Source organism: Streptomyces sp. NPDC006923, from assembly GCF_040635655.1.
GTDB lineage: Bacteria > Actinomycetota > Actinomycetes > Streptomycetales > Streptomycetaceae > Streptomyces.
On the sequence record NZ_JBEYIF010000011.1, the window covers coordinates 156,934 to 175,281 of the forward strand.

Consider the following 18,348-nt stretch of genomic DNA (forward strand, 5'->3'; position numbering starts at 1 on the left):
TTCAGTTGAGGTGCCCGGGCCCGAAGGCCTGCGGAAGCATCTCGTCCAGCGTGCGGATCCCGTCCGGGGTCTCCAGCACCAGTGCGGGGCCGCCGAACTCGTACAGGAGCTGCCGGCAGCGGCCGCACGGCACCAGGACCTCGCCGGCGCCGTCGACGCAGGTGAAGTGGGTGAGCCGGCCGCCGCCGCCGAGTTGCAGCGCGGAGATCAGACCGCACTCGGCGCACAGCCCGATGCCGTACGAGGCGTTCTCCACATTGCAGCCGGTGACGGTACGGCCGTCGTCGGCCAGCGCCGCGGCGCCGACCGGATAGCCCGAGTAGGGCGCGTAGGCACGGGACATGGCGTCCCGCGCCGCGGCCCGCAGGGCCTCCCAGTCGACGGCCGGGTCCGCGCCGGCCGTCATTTTCCTTGTCCTCTGCGATAGCGCATACCGTCAGCCTTGGGCATCCGGAGGCGCTGCGCCGACAACGACAGCACCAGAAGTGTCACGACATACGGGGTGGCGCCGACGAAGTCCTCGGGAACGGTGTCGGTCACCAGGTACCAGACCAGGATGAGCGCCGCCACGACGGCGCTCGCCACGGCCTGGAACAGCGCCTTCCGGTACGCCTTCCAGAGGGCGAGCAGCACCAGCAGGACGACGAGCAGGAGCAGCAACGCGTGGACGGTCTCGCCGCCGTTGCGGAGCTGGAGCGCGTCGGAGAAGCCGAACAGGCCCGCGCCCATGGCGAGTCCGCCGGGACGCCAGTTGCCGAAGATCATCGCGGCGAGACCGATATAGCCGCGTCCGCCGGTCTGGCCCTCCAGGTATATGTGCGAGGGCACCGTCGCGAGGAAGGCGCCGCCGAGGCCGGCCAGGCCGCCGGAGATCGCCACGGCCGCGTACTTGTACGAGTAGACGTTGACGCCGAGCGACTCGGCGGCGATCGGGTTCTCGCCGCAGGAGCGCAGCCGCAGGCCGAACGGGGTCCGCCAGAGCAGCCACCAGGTGGCGAAGAAGAGCACCACCGCGAAGACCGTCAGCACCGAGACCTGGGTGATCAGACCGCCGACGATGCCCGCCAGGTCCGATATCAGGAACCAGTGGTGTCCTGCGACGGTCGCGAGTCCGTCCGAGAGGCCCGGGACGGTGAAGTCCGGGATGGAGTCGACCGGTGGTGACTGCTTCGGGTTGCCGCCCTTGAGCTGCGCCTCGCCCGAGTTGAAGAAGATCTTGGCGAGATACTGCGTGACGCCGAGGGCGAGCAGATTGATGGCGACACCGGAGACGATGTGGTCGACGCCGAAGGTGACGGTCACGACCGCGTGCAGCAGGCCGCCCAGGACACCGAAGGCGACCCCGGCGATCAGGCCCAGCCAGGGGTTGGTCTGCCAGCCGATCCAGCCGGCGCCGAAGGTGCCGAGGATCATCATGCCTTCGAGACCGATGTTGACCACCCCGGCCCGCTCGGACCAGAGTCCGGCCAGTCCGGCGAGGCCGATCGGTACGGCGAGGCCGAGGGAGGCGCTGATCTGGCCCGCGGAGGTGAGCTGGTCGGCGCCGGTGAGGACGCGTACCGCCGACAGCAGGACCAGCGCGCCCGCGACGATCAGCAGGATCCGCGCGACGGACATCCGGGCGCGGGCGGGCTTCGCGCCCGGGGCCTTCGGGGCCACGGGAGGCGGAGTGGCGGTCGTCGTGGCGGTCATCGCGCCACCTCCAGCTTCTCGGTCTTGGCCAGGGCGGCGAGTTCGGCGCCGACGCGCTGCTGCTGGCGCTTGAGGCCGTAGCGGCGTACGAGTTCGTAGGCGATGACGACGCACAGGACGATGACGCCCTGGAGCACGCCGAGGATCTCCTTGTCGTAGCCGATCACTTCGAGGTGGTTGGTGGTGCGCTCCAGGTAGCCCCAGAGGAGCGCCGCGAGCGCGATGCCGATCGGGTGGTTGCGGCCGAGCAGGGCGATCGCGATCCCGGTGAAGCCGATGCCCAGCGGGAAGTCGTTGCTGTACATGTGGCTCTCGTTGAGCAGCGTCGGCATACCGATCAGTCCGGCCATGGCGCCGGAGAGGATCATGCTGGTGACGACCATCTTCTTGACGCTGACACCGCTGGCGGCGGCCGCGGACTCGGACTGGCCGACGGCGCGCAGGTCGAAGCCGAAGCGGGTGCGGCCGAGGACGAACCAGTAGGCGAGGCCCGCGAGGACGGCGACGAAGAGGAAGCCCCAGAGCTGGCCGGCCGGGCCGAGGTCCATGGTGAAGAACCAGGACGACTCGGGCAGCGGCTTGGTGGAGACCAGGGTGCCGGCCTCGTCGAGCTGGCCGAGGCGTTCCGGCTGGATCAGATAGCCGATGATCGCGGTGGCGATCGAGTTCAGCATGATCGTGGAGATGACCTCGCTGACCCCCCGGGAGGTCTTGAGGACACCGGCGATACCGGCCCACATGGCGCCGACGAGCATGGCGACGATGATGACGACCGGGATCTGGACGATGCCCGGCAGGTCCAGCGTGCCGCCGACGACGGCGGCGAAGAAGGCGGCTATGCGGTACTGGCCGTCGACGCCGATGTTGAACAGGTTCATCCGGAAGCCGATGGCCACCGCGACGCCCGCGAGGTAGTACGTGGTCGCCTTGTTGAGGATGTAGACCTGGCTGTCGCTGGCGGAGCCGTACGACAGCATGTCGTTGAACGCCTCGAAGGGGTTCTTGCCGGTGGCGGCGATGACCAGCGCGGTGACGACCAGCGCGGTGATCACGGCCAGTACGGGTGCCGCGACGGCGAGGAGCAGCCGCTCCTTGTCCATGCGGGAGGTGAGCTTGTTCATCGGTCCTCTCCCCCGGCCCGGTCCGCCGTGCCGTCGTGTTCGAGGTGGCCGGTGGCCGCACCCGTCATGGCGGAGCCCAGCTCCTCGGGGGTGATCGTGGCGGGGTCCGCGTCGGCGACCAGCCGGCCGCGGTACATCACCCGCAGGGTGTCGGACAGGCCGATCAGCTCGTCCAGGTCGGCGGAGATCAGCAGGACGGCGAGGCCCTCACGGCGGGCCTCCCTGATCTGGTCCCAGATCTGCGCCTGCGCGCCGACGTCCACACCGCGGGTGGGATGCGCGGCGATCAGCAGCTTCGGGTGGTGGCTCATCTCGCGGCCCACGATCAGCTTCTGCTGGTTGCCGCCGGACAGCGAGGCCGCGGTGACCTCGATACCGGGGGTGCGGACGTCGTACTCGCGCACGATCCGCTCGGTGTCGAGGCGGGCGGCCGCCGCGTCGAGCAGTACGCCCCTGGAGTTGGGGCGTTCGGTGACATGGCCGAGGATGCGGTTCTCCCAGAGGGGCGCCTCCAGGAGCAGCCCGTGCCGGTGGCGGTCCTCGGGGATGTAGCCGATGCCGCTCTCGCGCCGCTTGCGGGTCGGCGCGTGGGAGATGTCGGTGGAGTCGAGGGTGATCACGCCGCCGTCGGGGTCGCGCATGCCCATGATCGCCTCGACCAGTTCCGCCTGGCCGTTGCCCTCGACCCCGGCGATGCCGAGGACCTCGCCGCGGTGGATCGTGAAGTCGATCCCGGCGAGGACGTCCCGCATGACACCGTCGGTGTCGGTGGCGGTCAGTCTCAGGTCCTGGACCCGCAGGGCCGGGGTGCCGGTGACGGTCGACTCGCGGGTCTCCGGGGACGGCAGCTCACTGCCGACCATGAGTTCGGCGAGCTGCCTGGAGGTGGTGGAGCGCGGGTCGGCGGTGCCCACCGTCGTACCGCGGCGGATGACGGTGATCTCGTCGGCGACCGACAGCACCTCGCCCAGTTTGTGCGAGATGAAGATGACGGTGAGGCCCTCGGACTTCAGCTCGCGCAGGTTGTCGAAGAGCGCTTCGACCTCCTGCGGGACAAGGACGGCGGTGGGCTCGTCGAGGATCAGGGTGCGGGCGCCCCGGTAGAGGACCTTGAGGATCTCCACGCGCTGGCGGTCGGCGACGCCGAGTTCCTCGACCAGGGCGTCGGGGCGGACATGGAGGCCGTACGCGTCCGAGATCTGCTGGATCTTGTCGCGGGCCCGGGAGCCGATGCCGTAGAGCTTCTCGCCGCCGAGAGCGACGTTCTCCAGGACGGTGAGGTTGTCGGCGAGCATGAAGTGCTGGTGCACCATGCCGATGCCGCGTGCGATGGCGTCCGCGGGGCTGCCGAAGCTGACCTGCTCGCCGTCGACGGTGATGGTTCCCTCGTCGGGCTTCTGCATGCCGTAGAGGATCTTCATCAGGGTCGACTTGCCGGCCCCGTTCTCACCGCAGAGGGCGTGCACGGTGCCTCTGCGGACGGTGATGTCGATATCGCTGTTGGCGACGACGCCGGGGAAGCGTTTGGTGATGCCGCGCAGTTCGACGGCGGGAGGGCTGGACGCGTTGATGGCGCACTCTCCTCGGAGGAAGGAGCGTTGGGGCGGGGGGCGTTGGGTGACGCTAGCGCGTCAACTCCCGCCTACGCGCGTAGAGTTGACACATCGTTATGGGCCCGGCGAAAGGGGGACGAGACCCCTTCGCCGGGCCCGTACGCTCAGCCGGCCGCAGGTCGGGCCCGCGCGCCGGAGCGGGTCACGGGGTGGTCTTGACCTTGACCGAGCCGTCGATGATCTTCTGCTTGGCAGCGTCGATCTTCGGCTGGATGTCCGTGATGAAGCCACCGCTCGTGGAGAGCGAGACGCCGTCCTTGGCGAGCGAGTAGGTGTTGGTGCCCACCAGCGGCTTCTTGTCGTGGATCGACTTGATCAGGTCGTAGACGCCGACGTCGACGTTCTTGACGACCGAGGTCAGGATCGAGTCCTTGTACTTGGCCAGGGAAGCCTGGTTGTACTGGTCGGAGTCGACGCCGATGGCCCAGGCGCCCTTGACGCCATTGACGGCCTCGATGGAGCCGGAGCCGGAGGAGCCCGCCGCGCTGTAGATCACGTCGGCGCCCTTGTCGAGCATGCCCTGAGCGGCGGCCTTGCCCTTGTCGGGGCTGGCGAAACCGGAGGTGTCGGACCCGTGGGACAGGTACTGGACGTCGACCTTCATGCTCTTGTCGGTGTCCTTGACGCCCTGCACGAAGCCCGCCTCGAACTTCTTGATCAGCGGGACGTCCACACCGCCGATGAAGCCCACGTGCTTCTTCTCGGTCTTCAGCGCCGCGGCCACACCCGCGAGGTAGGAGCCCTGCTCCTCGGTGAAGACGATGTTGTCGACATTCTTCGCGTCGACGACCGAGTCGACGATGCCGAAGGTGGTGTCGGGGAACTTGACCGCCGCCTGCTTCATCGAGTTGGCGTACGCGTACCCGATGCCGACCACCGGGTTGTATCCGGCCTGGGCGAGCTGGCTGAGACGCTCCAGCCGGTCGGCCTCGGTGTCGGTGGTCTTGGCGGTCAGTTCCTTGACCTCGCCACCGAACTCGCCCTTGGCCTTGTCTATACCGCGCGCGGCGGAGTCGTTGAAGGAGTGGTCGCCGCGGCCGCCCACGTCATAGGCGACGCCGACCTTGACACCACCCGCGGCGGCGCTTGTCGTCTCGCTGGCCTTGGCCTTGTCGGCCGACGTGCTGCCACACGCGGTGGCAGTCAGAGAGAGCGCGGCGGAGGCGATCCCCGCCGCAGCGATCTTGGTTACCCGGCGCAAGAGGGTGGTCCCTTCAACCTGACCTAAGCGCCTCTTCCGGCGCTGGTTTCGCGGCGATCGTAACGCGCGTAGATGTCAGATAAAGACCTGTACGGAAGCTGTTATCGGATCGTCGCGAACGGGAGGTGTCCTGGCCGGTTACAAACGGTTGCCGTCCAACAACGCGGCGGCCGTGAAAAGCTCCACGCCGACCTGGATCGCCTGCTCGTCGACGTCGAAATCGCCCCGATGCAGGTCGTACTGGGCCTGGCTGCCGGGCGTCCTGACACCGAGCCGCGCCATCGCTCCCGGCACCTGCTCCAGATACCAGGAGAAGTCCTCGCCGCCCAGGCTCTGTTCGGTGTCCTCGATCGCATACGAACCGCGGCGGGCGGTCTGGGCGGCGCGCAGCAGCTCCGTGACGGCCAGGTCGTTGACCACGGGCGGCACCCCGCGGATGTAGTTGATCTGCGACTTCGCGTGATGCAGCGTGGCGACCTCGTCGATCGCCGCGTGCACCAGATCGGGCGCGTCACGCCAGGCGTGCAGATCCAGGCAGCGGACGGTGCCGGCCAGTTCCGCGTGCTGCGGGATGACGTTGCAGGCGTGGCCCGCCTCGATACGGCCCCAAGTGACGGCGAGACCGGCGCGGGCGTCGACCCGGCGGGCCAGCAGCGCCGGGACATCGGCGGCCACCCGGGCGACGGCGGTGATCAGGTCGGTGGTGAGGTGCGGGCGGGCGGTGTGGCCGCCGGGGCCGTCGAGAGCGATTTCCAGCCGGTCGCAGGCGGAGGTGATCGGACCGTGCCGCAGCCCGATCAGCCCGGCGTCGACCCGGGGGTCGCAGTGCACCGCGATGATCCTGCCGACGCCGTCCAGCACGCCGGACTCGATGGAGTCGGCGGCGCCGCCGGGCAGCACCTCCTCGGCGGGCTGGAAGATCAGCCGCACCGCGTTCGGCAGCAGGCCCTGCCGGTCCAGGGAGGCCAGCACCAGTCCGGCGCCGAGGACGGCGGCGGTGTGCACGTCGTGGCCGCAGGCGTGCGCGCGGTCCGGGACGGTGGAGCGGTAGGCCACGCCCGTCTTGGTGTCCGGAATGGGCAGCGCGTCGATGTCGGCGCGGAGGGCCAGCATGGGACGGCTGCCGTCCCAGGTGCCGACGTCACACATGAGTCCGGTGCCGTTGTTGAGCACCCGGGGCGCGAGCCCGGCCTGCTCCAGCCGGTGCTTGAGGGCGGAGGTCGTACGGAACTCCTGGTTGCCCAGCTCGGGGTGCATGTGCATGTCGCGGCGGAAGGCGATCAGCTCGGCACGCAGCTCGTCGGAGAGCGCGCCGGGAAGCGCCGCGCTCTCGGGCAGCTCTGTTTCGGACTCACGGGACATCAACTGGCTCACCTGTTGAAGGGTAGGCCCCTTCTATGATCAACCAACCATCGATCCACAAAATTTCAGCCACTCAGCCGAAGAAAAGTGCTTGCCGATGGTTGATGCCGGGACAGACCGGGTATACCCGGCCGTCTTCGACCGCCGTGACCAGGGGTCGCGGTGCGGTGGTCCGGCCGGGGGCCGTCTCGTACAGGTGTACCCGCTCGGGGCGGGAGGATCCGCGTGGGCCGCCCGTCCGGCGGCCGGGGCGGTGTGCTTCGGGGCGGCTCCGGTGGAGCCGCCCCCTGAGATGCCCCCGGGATGCCAGCCGGGGGGGTGCCCGGCCGTCCGTCCGGCTCAGGCCGGGGACGCCGTGCGGGGCAGCCGCTGGACGTCGCGGGCCGTGCCCGTGACACCCGAGAGGAAGCCCTGGGCGCGCGGCGAGGCGCTCTCCTTGAGCCATTCCGGGGCGATGTCGCACACCGCGACCCGTACGCCGGTCCCGGCGAGGGCCAGCGGCAGGGTGTGCACCACGGTCGACGGGAAGCTCAGGATCGTGCTCCCGATCGGTCCGCGCCGCGCGATCAGCTCCAGCGGCAGGTCCGGGCGGACGATCTCCAGACCGGTCGCCAGGTGCAGCCGGTGCAGCTTGTCGGCGCCCTCGCGGCGGTGCGCGAAGTACCGGGTGGCGTTGTGCGCGCGGGCGAGCCCGATGACCGCCTCCGTGTACTGGTCCGCGTCGACCACACCCGTCTCGACCAGCGAGGTGCCGACCATGTCGGCCCCGGCGGTGATCCGCGGCGGGCCGAAGGCCGACCGGGTCCACTCGAAGCGGTTGGCCGTCACGGTGATGCCGTCGGGCACCTCCTCGACGGGCATCGAGGTGAAGACCTCGACCGTACGGGCCGCCGACGGGGTGAGCCGGCGCCGCGCGGCCGCGGTGACGGGCGCGAGGACCAGCTCCCGCGGCCCGCGGCTGCCGCGCCGGTGCCAGCGCACCAGCCGCTCGCCGCGGGCGACCTGCCCGACGAACTCCATCGTGGCGGTGCCGTCGTCCACAACGGTCAGTTCCTTGTTGCCGACGATGGTCAGCAGGAGCTGCACATAACGGGAGAACGGGTCGCCGATGACGATCCGCTCGGCCCTGCGCAGCATCGGCGCGAGTTCACGCACCGTCCGCAGGGGCGCCCCCGCCCCACCGCGCGCCTCTTGCCAGCGCACGGTGAAGCCCTCGTCGCGGGCCAGCTCGGCCATCCGGCGGAGCTGGCCCCGTGACATGGGATCGGTGGGCGAGAGCACGACGACGGTGAGGGCCTCACCGGTCGTGCTCGCCCTGGCCCACTCCAGCACGTTCAGAAGCTGGACCGGGCTCTCCACGAAAGCGATCGCACGAGGGTGCGGGGGGCGGCCCCCGCTGGGACCGGTCATGGCCGTCAGACCGCCACCTTGTCGGCGGCCTCGGCGACGACGCCCGCGACGCGGCGGAGCTTCTTCATCGGGCCGAGCTCCGACTCGTAGACCTTCTTGACGCCGTCACCGAGGGACGCCTCGATGGTGCGGATGTCGCGGACCAGGCGCTGGAGGCCCTGCGGCTCCACCGAGGCGGCCTGGTCGGAGCCCCACATGGCGCGGTCGAGGGTGATGTGGCGCTCGACGAACGTGGCGCCGAGGGCGACGGCGGCGAGGGTGGTCTGGAGACCGGTCTCGTGACCGCTGTAGCCGATCGGGACGTTCGGGTACTCGGCCTGCAGGGTGTTGATCACGCGCAGGTTGAGCTCCTCGGCCTTGGCCGGGTACGTCGACGTGGCGTGGCAGAGCAGTATGTTGTCGCTGCCCAGGACCTCGACCGCGTGGCGGATCTGCTTCGGCGTCGACATGCCGGTGGAGAGGATGACCGTACGGCCGGTGGCGCGCAGGGCACGCAGCAGCTCGTCGTCGGTGAGGGAGGCGGAGGCCACCTTGTGGGCGGGGACGTCGAACTTCTCCAGGAACGCGACGGCCTCGGTGTCCCACGGGGAGGCGAACCAGTCGATACCGCGCTTGCGGCAGTGCTCGTCGATGGTGCGGTACTCGTCCTCGCCGAACTCGACGCGGTGGCGGTAGTCGATGTACGTCATCCGGCCCCAGGGGGTGTCGCGCTCGATGTCCCACTGGTCGCGCGGGGTGCAGATCTCCGGGGTGCGCTTCTGGAACTTGACCGCGTCGCAGCCGGCCTCGGCGGCCACGTCGATCAGGGCGAGGGCGTTGTCCAGCTCGCCGTTGTGGTTGATACCGATCTCACCCGTGACATAGACAGGACGGCCGGGGCCGGCGGTCCGCGTGCCGAACGTGCGCAGGCGGGAGGAGGCGTTGGTGCTCATGAAGGGTCCTTACTTGTCGAGGGTGTTGTGGGGGGTTGTGTGGGAGGTGCTCAGCCCCGGACCGAGGAGCCAGGCGGCGATCTCACGGATCGCCCCCTCACCACCGGGGGTCGTGGTGACGGCACGCGCGGCAGCGCGTACGGCGTCATGGGCGCTCGCGACGGCCACCGGCCAGCCGACGAGGCCGAAGCACGGGAGATCGTTGACGTCGTTCCCGACGTAGAGCACCCGCTCGGGCGCGATCCCGTGCTCGTCGCACCATTGCTTCAGTGCGAGGTCCTTGCGGTCGATGCCGTGGAGCACCGGCACCTGGAGTTTGCGGGCGCGGGCGGCGACGACCGGGTTCTGCTCGGTGGAGAGGATGAGCAGCTCCAGGCCGGCGCGGCGCAGCGCGGCGACACCGAGTCCGTCGCCCCGGTGCACGGCGACCATCTCGCGGCCGTCGGAGTCGACGAAGACCTTGTCGTCGGTCTGGGTCCCGTCGAAGTCCAGGACGACCGCGTCGATGTCGTCGTGGACCGGCAGGACGGCCGGGTCGAGCAGCGGCGCGAGCGCGCGGGCGCGGGCCAGGTCGTGCGGGTCGTCTATCTCCAGGACCCGCGCGGGGTCGGTCGGTACGAGCGCGGTCCGGCCGAAGAAGCGGTGGCCGGCCTCGCGGAAGCCCTCGGCGCGCATCGCGTACGCGGCGCCGGTCTCCAGGTACTCCTGGGGCCGGTCCTGGCGGCGGGGCCGGTTCGACTTGTCGTGGTTGACGCCGTAGCCGTCGGGGCCGCCGACGGCCGCGGGGCCGTCCTGGCGCCAGATGAAGCCGTGGGTGGGCGCGACGGTCAGCGCGGTGTCCGCGCCGTCCTCGGCGACCGAGCCGGCGACACCGTCCACGTCCTCGGCGGTGATGAACGGGCTGGTGCACTGCACCAGCAGGACGACGTCCGCGGTCCTGCCGCGCATCGCGCTGTAGGCGTCCATCGCGTGCAGCACGGCGGCCTCGCTGGTCGCGGTGTCGCCCGCGATCGCGGCGGGCCGCAGGACGACCTCGGCGCCGGCCGAGCGGGCGGCGTCCGCGATCGCCGCGTCGTCCGTCGAGACGACGACATCGGTCACCAGGCGGGCGGCCTGGCAGGCGCGCACCGCGCGGACGACCAGCGGGACGCCGCCGACGGCTGCGAGGTTCTTCGCGGGCACGCCCTTGGACCCACCGCGTGCGGGGATCACGGCGAGGACGGTCATGGGTACTCCTTGGTTCGCGGCTCGCCGGTTCACAGCTCGCCCATCCGGCGGATGACGGGGGCCACGCGCTGCACGCCGTGGCGGTAGGCGCCGCGCGCCGCGCCCCGTACGGCCTCGCGCACCACACGGCGGACACCGCCGGTGCCGGTCTCGGGCTGCGGGGTCGACAGCGCGGTGCCGTCGGCCGCCAGGTGGTAGCGGGCCAGGAGCCCCGGCAGGTATCCGGGCGCGGTGGTGGCCGTGTAGTACGGACTGATCGCGGGCAGCTCGGGCTCGTCGAGCAGCCCGGCGACCCGGTCGCGGGCCGTGTCGAAGGCCGAGGCGTACGAGCCGTCGGCGGCGACGCCCTGCTGGTCCGCCCAGACGGCGTCCGGGCGGGGCCGGTAGCCGCTGTCGAGCTGCTCCCAGGAGGCGAGGCAGCCCGAGCCGATGAAGTGGTGGTTGCCGAGCGGCTCGCGCACGCCGAAGTCGGTGAGGATCGCGGTCGGGATGCGCCGGTGCAGGGACTCCAGGGCCGCGGTGGAGGAGACGGTGACCAGCAGATCGGTGCGGTCCAGGACCTCGCCCATGTTTCCGTACACAAGGCTGAAGTTGGGCGGGAGACCGCCGGGCAGCTTCTCGGCGAGCCGCTGGTAGGGGTATTCCTCGATGTGCGTGGTGTGCTCGCCGACCCGGCTGCGCAGCTTCAGCAGGACCTCGCGGCGCGGGTGGAGCCGGGCGTGCTGGACCAGGCGGCGCAGCAGATACGTACGGTCGGCGCGGCTGGCCGGCACGGACGGCTGGGCGGCGAAGACCACGGTGTCGCGGCCCTCCTCGGGGGCGTAGCGCGCACCGCCGAGGAAGGGCAGCGCGGCCTCGGTGACCGAGGACGCGTCGGCGCCCACGCCTTCGTACACGTCGCGGAAGCGCCGCGCGTCGTGGCGGGAGTTGGCCAGGACGACATCCGCGCCGTGCCGCAGCAGCAGACCGTCCGAGAGCTTCTCGTAGACGACGCCGACATAGCCGGTGACGACGACGGGCCGGCGCTCCAGGCCCAGCGCGGCCATCCCGTGCAGCATGGCCTGGACGGCGCCGCCGACGAGGGCCAGCACGACGACGTCGTACGTCTCCTCGCGCAGGGTCCGCAGGAACGCGGTGCCGGTCATCTCCCGCAGGGCGTCCGCCTCCGCACCGACCTCCGCGAGCTGCCGGGCGGTGGGCGTGGCTCGCCCGCGCAGCAGAAATCCGCTGAGCTCTATGGAGCGGTCTTCGGGGACGATGCGGCGCGCGGTGAGCGCACCCCACTTCCACCGGGTGTCGGAGTCGGCGAGCACTGCGACCCGGACCGCTTGGCTGGTACGTGATGGCACGACCAGGACATTAGGAAGCCATTCCGTTTGTCGGCCCAACTCAATGGCAATAAAGGGTTAACAGAACATCTACGAATGGCGACGAAGGCTCGGAAACGGCCGGGTTCATCGTTCCGCCACGCGTCGTTCACCTTCCATGCGCCCAGATGTCAGGGCGGATGACTTGGCATCGCCTACCTTCATGCGGGTGGTCAAGCTCTCCGTCGTCGTGCCGTTCTACAACGTGCAGACATACGCCCTCGAAACCCTCAGAAGCCTCCGAGCGAACAGCCGTGAGGACTTCGAGTTCCTGTTGGTCGACGACTGTTCGACCGATGGAACCCCGGACATCCTCGAACGCGCCGAGCGGGAACTTCCCGGGGCGGTCCTGCTCAGACATGAACGGAATGGTGGACTGGCAACCGCACGTAATACGGGTCTCGACGCGGCGCGCGGCGAATACGTCACCTTCCTTGACGGTGACGACTGGGTGGCGCCGGGTTATTACGAACAGCTCCTCGCGTCCATAGAAGGGCTCGGCTGCGACTTCGTCAGGACCGACCACGTCCAGTTCACCGCCAGGGCCCGCACGATCCACCGCGTGCCGGTCGGCCGGCGCGACGAGGTGCTGCGGCCGCGCGACGCGATCCTGCCCGCGCACCGCTCCACCTCGGTCGACTATCCGTACGCCTGGGCGGGCATCTACCACCGGCGCATCGTCGACCGGGGCCTGGTGCACTTCACGGACGGGCTGCGGACGGCCGAGGACCGGCCGTGGATATGGCGGCTGCACCGGGAGTCGGAGTCCTTCGCCGCGGTGGGTCTGCTCGGCATCTTCTACCGGCGCGGAGTCGCCTCGTCGCTCACCCAGATCGGCGATGTCCGCCAGCTCGACTTCATCAAGGCATTCGACCAGGTCATCGCGGAGACCGCGAAGGACTCCGAAGCGGACCGGTTCCTGCTGAAGGCCGTACGCACCTACTGCGCCATCATCGCCCACCACCTGGGATCGAAGGAACGGTTCGAGCCCGCCGTGGCCCGTCAACTGCGGACCATGAGCGCCGCCGCTCTGAGACGACTGCCCCAGGACGTCCTGAAGGAAGCGCTGGATTCGATGGACCTGGACCGCTCGGCCCGGCTGCGCCGCCTGCGAAGGCGGTCGCTGTCCGCCGGGAAGGCGGCGGCGTGATGGCGCAGTCCGCCCGCGACACGAACGCGAGGACCACGCAGATCTTCTGCGCCTCGACGCTCTACGGCGCCGCCACCCTGGCCGCCGCGACCGACGCCGGCCTCTTCCGCCCGGCCGCCCGGCGTCTGCTGGTCATCAGCAACAACGCCGGATCTCCCGAGCTGGCGCCGTCCGTCGACGAGATGCCCGGCTTCGAGCAGCTCCGCGACAGGTTCGACGACCTGGTGTCGTGGAACGAGACCATCGCGCCGTTCCATCCGGGCGCCTGGGCGCCCCGGCCCGACGACATCCCGCTCTGGGAGCGTCATCTGCGGCTGGCGTGGCGCCTGGGCGACGACCGCGTGGAACTGATCGTCGAGTCCATCCAGGTCACTCCCGCGCTCGCGATCGCGCAGATCTTCACCGGCGCGCCGGTCGACGTCTACGCGGACGGGCTGATGAGCTACGGCCCCACCCGCTCCAAGATCGAGCCGCTGGTCGGTGAACGCGTCCGCAGGCTGCTCCACCTCGATCTCGTCCCGGGCCTCAAGCCGCTCCTGCTCACCGAGTTCGGTGTCGAGCCCGAGCTGGTGCCGACGGAGGCGTTCACCCGGGTCCTGGACGAACTCACCGACGCCGAGCGGAAGATCGAGACACCCGCGACACCTCCGGCGCTGCTGCTCGGCCAGTACCTCTCCGCGCTCGGGATCCTCACCGAGCGGGAGGAGGAGGATCTCCACATCCAGATGGTGCGCGGCGCGGTGGCCCAGGGCCACACGCAGGTGGTGTTCAAGCCGCACCCGAACGCGCCCGCCGTCTGGTCCCGGCTCCTGGAGCAGGAGGCGGAGAAGCTCGGCGCCGACCTGACGATCATGGACACCCCGGTGCTCGCCGAGGTGCTGTACCGGCGGCTGAAGCCGGCGCTGGTGGTCGGCTGCTTCTCCACCGCGCTGTTCACGGCGGCGGCCTTCTACGGCATCCCGGTGGCCCGTACCGGCACGGAACTGCTGCTGGAGCGGCTCGCCCCGTACCAGAACAGCAACCGCGTGCCCGTGACGATCGTGGACGCGCTGCTGCCGCCGCTCGACGACAAGGGCACGCACCAGCCGGATCCGCAGGTGGCGGAGCTGCTCGCGGCCGTCGGCTACGCCATGCAGCCGCAGATCTATCCGGAGCTGCGGGCGGCGGCGGAGAGCTATCTCTCGCGCCATCTCAACACGTACACCTGGCGCTACTTCAAGCGCCGCCGGCTCACGGCGCTCGCGCTGCCGGGCGCGGTCCCGGCGCAGCTCTCCCGGATCCCGCGCAACGCCACGGCGCGGCGGATGGTGCGGCGGGCGCGGAAGCTGCGGCGGACGGTGCTGCGCTCCCAATCGTGACGACGGAGCCGGACGGACGAGGGCGGGCCACTGATCGGTGTGATCAGTGGCCCGCCCTCGTGTGCGTCACGCCCGGCTCTTTCCGTTACGCCCGGCTACGGCCCGGCGGCCGTGCGGCCTCAGCCGGCCGGAGTGCCCAGGACGGCCGCCAGGTCGGCCGCGTTCGCCCGGGTGACCTTCCACAGCTCGCGCTGCCGGCCGTGCACATCGGCGACGGCCGCGTCGTGGTCGTTCAGCACGCCCAGCGCCCGTTCGGTGAGCAGCGCTCCGAGGTTCTTGTCATGGACCGAGACGCCCCACTCCGGGCGCTCGATGTCGGACAGGAAGTACGCCATCTTGGGATGCGAGATCAGGCTGATGACCGGGGTCCCGCAGCCGAACGGGATCATGCCGGCGTGCCCGCGCATCCCGATCACCAGCTTCGTACGGGCATAGGTGTCCCGGATCGCGTCGTTCCCGAAGTCGTACATGGGGATCACCGGCAGCGAGATGCCGTACTCGCGCCGCAGGTCGAAGGCGATCCGTTCGTCGTCGAGCGAGTGCGCCACGCACTGGACCTCGGCGTGGGAGTCCAGCGCGCGTACCGCCTTCGCCATCTCCCCGAGGAAGTGCCCGTAGTCGTGGCCGAAGCGGAGCCCGGCCCGGTCGTAGGCAGCGTTGATCATGACGGTGTTCTCGCGGTGCTCGGGATCGGTCCAGCCGTCGACGAGCTGCCGGGTGACAGTGGTCGGACAGGGCTGGAAGCGCACCTTGTCGTGGAGTGACGCGGGAAGCAGCGCGCGGACCTTCTCGATCGAGCCGTGGTTGCGCAGTCCGAAGAAGGCGGCGCGTTCGACGAGCAGGCGCAGCCCGGCCTCGAAGCGCCGGCGCCGGTAGGACTGGCCGTCGAAGGCGTTGAAGCCGACCGCGTAGACCATGATCGGTACGTCGATGCGGTTCAGCATCGCGTCGGAGACGTTCCACTGCCAGCCGCTGTTGCCGTTGGGCGCGGTGTCCGGGATGAACAGGCCGCCGCCGCCGATGACCAGCCCCCGCCGGGCGTTGACGGCCTCCAGCGCGGCCTCGTCGAAGAGCCGGTGCGCGTGGACGGAGTGCCAGCGGCGCGAGCCGGTGTCCGCGCCGAAGGTCAGCCGTACGGACTCCGGCAGCAGCTTGTCGCCGGCGTTGCCCTGCTGCGGCATGTAGAAGGCGACATGGGCCAGTTGGTCCTCGGCCGGGCCCTGCCGCGACGTGGGCAGGCCCGTGGTGCGGCGGCGCATCTCGCGGGCGGCCTGGTGGGTCGGGTCGGTGCTGAGCCCGGCGAGCGCGTACTCCCGCGCCGCGCCGTCGTCGCCGTGGATCCAGGCGATCTGCGCCAGCCGGCCGAAGGCGGTCGCGGCGCGTTTGGGGGCGGCGGTGGCCATCAGGAGCTGGGCCCGTGCCTCGTCGTAGCGGGACAGGCTCATCAGCGCGTGGCCGAACACCTCGTGCGGCCACGCCTCGTTCACCGGGATGTGGATCCGGCCGAGCAGGTCGGCCGCTTCCTGGTACTCACCGGCGACGATATGGGCGGTGGCGACCTTGCGGGCGCTCTCCAGGTCTTCGGTGCGCAGGACGTGCGGGGTGCCGTAGCGCACGATCAGGTCGTGGTGCGCGGCCGAGGAGAGTGCCATGTACGCGGCGTGGAACTCGGCGTCGGGCAGGTCGAACTTCTCCCGGTCCTGCTCCGTCCCGCTGTACTCGGCCATGCCGTCGAGCGGAACGAAGTCCCCGTCCAGCACGGCGTCGAGCAGGCCGAGGCCGGGACCGGAGCCCGCGCCGTGCCCGTACGCCCCGTCCCGGCCCGCCGCGTCCAGCCGCGCGCAGAACGCGTCGGTCAGATACTCCCGCTGGACGACCAGCGGACCGGGCGCGATCCGGCGCCGGCCGCCGGGTCCGCCGGACGGCAGGCCGCAGGCGGCCAGTCCGTCGCGCAGCCTCAGCAGGGCGCCGAGATCACCGAGCACCACGGTGTCCGGGTCCAGCGTGATGACGGTGTCGTACTCGCGGATACGGAACACGTCGAGGAGGAAGCAGTCCCGGCGGGACGATGCGTCGAGGGCGTACGCGGCGTAGCGCTCGGTGGCGACCGGACGCGGCTCGACGCGCGGGTGCAGCTCGCCGATCCGGGCGAGTGCGCCGGCGGACAGACCGTCGTGCAGCACGACGAAGTCCTCGCACACGTCCGGGTTGGAGAGCGCGAGGCTGCGCAGCAGCGCCAGGAAGCCGGGCACCCGGTCGTCGTCGACGAAGGCGGCGAAGGCGATACGGCGCTTTCCCGTCAGCGCGTTCGCCGGGGCCGGGGAGGCGGCTTCGCGGGCGGCGGCCCGGTCACCGGGGAGAGGGACGGCGGTCATCTCAGGGATATCCTCATATCGGTGACACTCTGTGCGCGTTCCATGACCCAGGCTTTTTCGGCCGCGCGCTCGCGCTCGGAGGTGAGCGGTACGCGCATCGCTCCCGGCAGGCGGTGGACACCGCTCTCGTAGAAGTCGAAGCCGATCAGATCGAGGGTCGGGCTCACGTCCAGGAAGTCCAGCAGCCACAGGGTGTTGAAACCGCTGGTGGGGACGGAGGGCCAGGCGTCCCAGCCGATGCCGCCGATATGCCGCAGCGGCCAGCGCAGCGACTCGTCGGCCACATGGCGCTGGGCGCCGGAGACCAGCCGTTCGCGCATCGAGTAGCGCCACTCCTCGGAGGCGCCCCCGTAGACGATCCGGGTGGTCACCGGCCGGTCCCAGTTGTGGCCGTGCTCATGGCCGGTGGCATGGATGTCGGTACGGGTGCCGGTGGCCGCCGCGTCGATCCGGTAGGAGCTGAAGCGGACGACCAGGTCGTACGTGTCTATCTCGGGGCCCAGCGCGCTCCGGCCGAGGCTCTCCGAGTTGGCGACCAGGCAGACCGACTTGCCCGTGATCAGATTGCGCAGCTCACCGAGGGTGATCCAGTCGAGTCCGCCGAACGTCGGGTCGGCGAGCGGCGGCCGCATCCGGTTTCTGCGCTGCTCGGCGTAGTGGCCGATGAGCTCGCCCAGCGCCGAGGCATCACCGCCGGCGCCCTCCATCCGCAGATCGAGGTACTGGCCGACGGCGTTCTGGAGTTCCAGGACCGGCCGGCCGGTCCTGCCCATGGCCAGCAGCGCGCCGACCAGCCGCGGCTCGGCCTGTTCCCGCTCGCCGCCGGTGTGCAGCCGGACGCCCTCGGCCCACAGGTCGTCGGCGGGCGCGCCGGCGAAGCTCTCCGCCCGGGGGCACTCACGGGCCAGGAGCTGGAGCATCTCGCCCTGGCGGCGCGCGGCGATCCGCAGTCCGGCGAGCCGGGGGGCCACACCGAACCAGTCCTCGGTGGTCAGTGCGAGATAGCGCTCGTACGCCTCGATGGCCGCGGTCTCGTCGCCGAGGGCCTCCAGCGTCCTGCCGCGCAGGCGCCAGGCGGCCCGGGACGCCTTGCGCTGGGTGAGCACGGCGTCGGTGATCAGCCGGGCGAGCCTCAGCTCCTCGGCGGCACCGCACTCCATGGCCTTGGTGCCGACGGCGAGCAGCGCGTCGAGCAGCTCGCCGTCGAGCTGCACCCCGGCGCCGGACGCCTCACGCCCGCCCGCCGGGGCCCCCGCGGCGTCCTGGAGGGTCCGCAGATGCCGCAGTTTCCCGGCGAGCTCGGTGCGCTTGCGGTCGTCCCCCGCGACAAGCCTGTCACCGAACTGCGCGCAGGCCCGGAGACAGTCCGCCGGATCCGTCGGCGTGATCCGGGCTTCGGGCGCCGAGGTGTCCGGTGGTGCGGCGGCACTTTTGGCGGTCTTGCCGCCCCGCCGTCTCGGCCACAGGCTGCGGACCTTCGTCATATTGCTCCCGGCGTCTACTTCCCCACGGACAGATGGTGGGTGGGTGACAGCGTAGG

At 70.7% G+C, this 18,348-nt stretch carries 14 protein-coding genes; 2 read left to right on the plus strand and 12 right to left on the minus strand.

What is annotated here, in order from left to right:
* Position 1: 1 nt before the first annotated feature.
* The 10 genes from ABZ707_RS22765 to ABZ707_RS22810 all read right to left on the minus strand — a co-directional run bounded on the left by ABZ707_RS22765 (position 2) and on the right by ABZ707_RS22810 (position 11,907).
* Positions 2-406: a cytidine deaminase gene (locus ABZ707_RS22765; protein ID WP_360177876.1), complete on the minus strand. Its 405-nt coding sequence runs from the start codon at positions 404-406 to the stop codon at positions 2-4.
* Positions 403-1,692, minus strand: coding sequence for an ABC transporter permease (locus ABZ707_RS22770; protein WP_360177880.1), 1,290 nt, complete (start codon positions 1,690-1,692; stop codon positions 403-405). Before ABZ707_RS22770 ends, ABZ707_RS22765 begins: the two co-directional genes overlap by 4 nt.
* On the minus strand, positions 1,689-2,813 hold the full coding sequence (locus tag ABZ707_RS22775; protein ID WP_360177883.1) for an ABC transporter permease: 1,125 nt from the start codon (positions 2,811-2,813) through the stop codon (positions 1,689-1,691). Before ABZ707_RS22775 ends, ABZ707_RS22770 begins: the two co-directional genes overlap by 4 nt.
* The gene (locus tag ABZ707_RS22780; protein WP_360178170.1) at positions 2,810-4,354 is read right to left on the minus strand and encodes an ABC transporter ATP-binding protein; all 1,545 of its coding nucleotides are present in this window, start codon (positions 4,352-4,354) and stop codon (positions 2,810-2,812) included. Before ABZ707_RS22780 ends, ABZ707_RS22775 begins: the two co-directional genes overlap by 4 nt.
* 214 nt (positions 4,355-4,568) lie before the next feature.
* A complete protein-coding gene (locus ABZ707_RS22785; RefSeq protein ID WP_360177886.1) occupies positions 4,569-5,627 on the minus strand; it encodes a BMP family ABC transporter substrate-binding protein in 1,059 nt (352 codons plus the stop codon).
* A 138-nt stretch (positions 5,628-5,765) separates the two neighbouring features.
* Positions 5,766-6,989 carry an amidohydrolase gene (locus ABZ707_RS22790; protein ID WP_360178173.1) on the minus strand — a complete coding sequence of 408 codons (1,224 nt, stop codon included), beginning with the start codon at positions 6,987-6,989 and terminating at the stop codon, positions 5,766-5,768.
* A 339-nt stretch (positions 6,990-7,328) separates the two neighbouring features.
* Positions 7,329-8,399, minus strand: coding sequence for a hypothetical protein (locus ABZ707_RS22795; protein WP_360177889.1), 1,071 nt, complete (start codon positions 8,397-8,399; stop codon positions 7,329-7,331).
* A 5-nt stretch (positions 8,400-8,404) separates the two neighbouring features.
* Positions 8,405-9,331 carry an N-acetylneuraminate synthase family protein gene (locus tag ABZ707_RS22800; RefSeq protein ID WP_360177892.1) on the minus strand — a complete coding sequence of 309 codons (927 nt, stop codon included), beginning with the start codon at positions 9,329-9,331 and terminating at the stop codon, positions 8,405-8,407.
* A gap of 9 nt (positions 9,332-9,340) precedes the next feature.
* Positions 9,341-10,558: an acylneuraminate cytidylyltransferase gene (locus ABZ707_RS22805; protein WP_360177895.1), complete on the minus strand. Its 1,218-nt coding sequence runs from the start codon at positions 10,556-10,558 to the stop codon at positions 9,341-9,343.
* 29 nt (positions 10,559-10,587) lie between these two features.
* Positions 10,588-11,907 (minus strand): DUF6716 putative glycosyltransferase, encoded by a 1,320-nt coding sequence (locus tag ABZ707_RS22810; protein WP_360177898.1) that lies wholly within the window; start codon positions 11,905-11,907, stop codon positions 10,588-10,590.
* A gap of 187 nt (positions 11,908-12,094) precedes the next feature.
* Between ABZ707_RS22810 and ABZ707_RS22815 the strand changes: the two genes are divergently transcribed.
* A complete protein-coding gene (locus ABZ707_RS22815; protein WP_360178176.1) occupies positions 12,095-13,075 on the plus strand; it encodes a glycosyltransferase family 2 protein in 981 nt (326 codons plus the stop codon).
* A complete protein-coding gene (locus tag ABZ707_RS22820) occupies positions 13,075-14,433 on the plus strand; it encodes a polysialyltransferase family glycosyltransferase (protein WP_360177901.1) in 1,359 nt (452 codons plus the stop codon). The genes ABZ707_RS22815 and ABZ707_RS22820 overlap by 1 nt, the downstream gene beginning before the upstream one ends.
* 119 nt (positions 14,434-14,552) lie before the next feature.
* Here ABZ707_RS22820 and ABZ707_RS22825 read toward each other — a convergent pair whose 3' ends face one another.
* Entirely contained in the window at positions 14,553-16,808 is a 2,256-nt protein-coding gene (locus tag ABZ707_RS22825; RefSeq protein ID WP_360177904.1) for a polysaccharide pyruvyl transferase family protein, read from the minus strand.
* Positions 16,805-18,292, minus strand: a complete 1,488-nt coding sequence (locus tag ABZ707_RS22830) for a hypothetical protein (RefSeq protein WP_360177907.1) — start codon at positions 18,290-18,292, stop codon at positions 16,805-16,807. Before ABZ707_RS22830 ends, ABZ707_RS22825 begins: the two co-directional genes overlap by 4 nt.
* Positions 18,293-18,348: the final 56 nt, after the last annotated feature.

Bases quoted from the DNA above. Each gene is read 5' to 3' on its own strand.
- ABZ707_RS22770 (WP_360177880.1), bottom strand. From the start codon at position 1,692: ATGACCGCCACGACGACCGCCACTCCGCCTCCCGTGGCCCCGAAGGCC.
- ABZ707_RS22765 (WP_360177876.1), bottom strand. From the start codon at position 406: ATGACGGCCGGCGCGGACCCGGCCGTCGACTGGGAGGCCCTGCGGGCC.
- ABZ707_RS22790 (WP_360178173.1), bottom strand. From the start codon at position 6,989: ATGTCCCGTGAGTCCGAAACAGAGCTGCCCGAGAGCGCGGCGCTTCCC.
- ABZ707_RS22805 (WP_360177895.1), bottom strand. From the start codon at position 10,558: ATGACCGTCCTCGCCGTGATCCCCGCACGCGGTGGGTCCAAGGGCGTG.
- ABZ707_RS22825 (WP_360177904.1), bottom strand. From the start codon at position 16,808: ATGACCGCCGTCCCTCTCCCCGGTGACCGGGCCGCCGCCCGCGAAGCC.
- ABZ707_RS22830 (WP_360177907.1), bottom strand. From the start codon at position 18,292: ATGACGAAGGTCCGCAGCCTGTGGCCGAGACGGCGGGGCGGCAAGACC.
- ABZ707_RS22775 (WP_360177883.1), bottom strand. From the start codon at position 2,813: ATGAACAAGCTCACCTCCCGCATGGACAAGGAGCGGCTGCTCCTCGCC.
- ABZ707_RS22800 (WP_360177892.1), bottom strand. From the start codon at position 9,331: ATGAGCACCAACGCCTCCTCCCGCCTGCGCACGTTCGGCACGCGGACC.
- ABZ707_RS22820 (WP_360177901.1), top strand. From the start codon at position 13,075: ATGGCGCAGTCCGCCCGCGACACGAACGCGAGGACCACGCAGATCTTC.
- ABZ707_RS22795 (WP_360177889.1), bottom strand. From the start codon at position 8,399: ATGACCGGTCCCAGCGGGGGCCGCCCCCCGCACCCTCGTGCGATCGCT.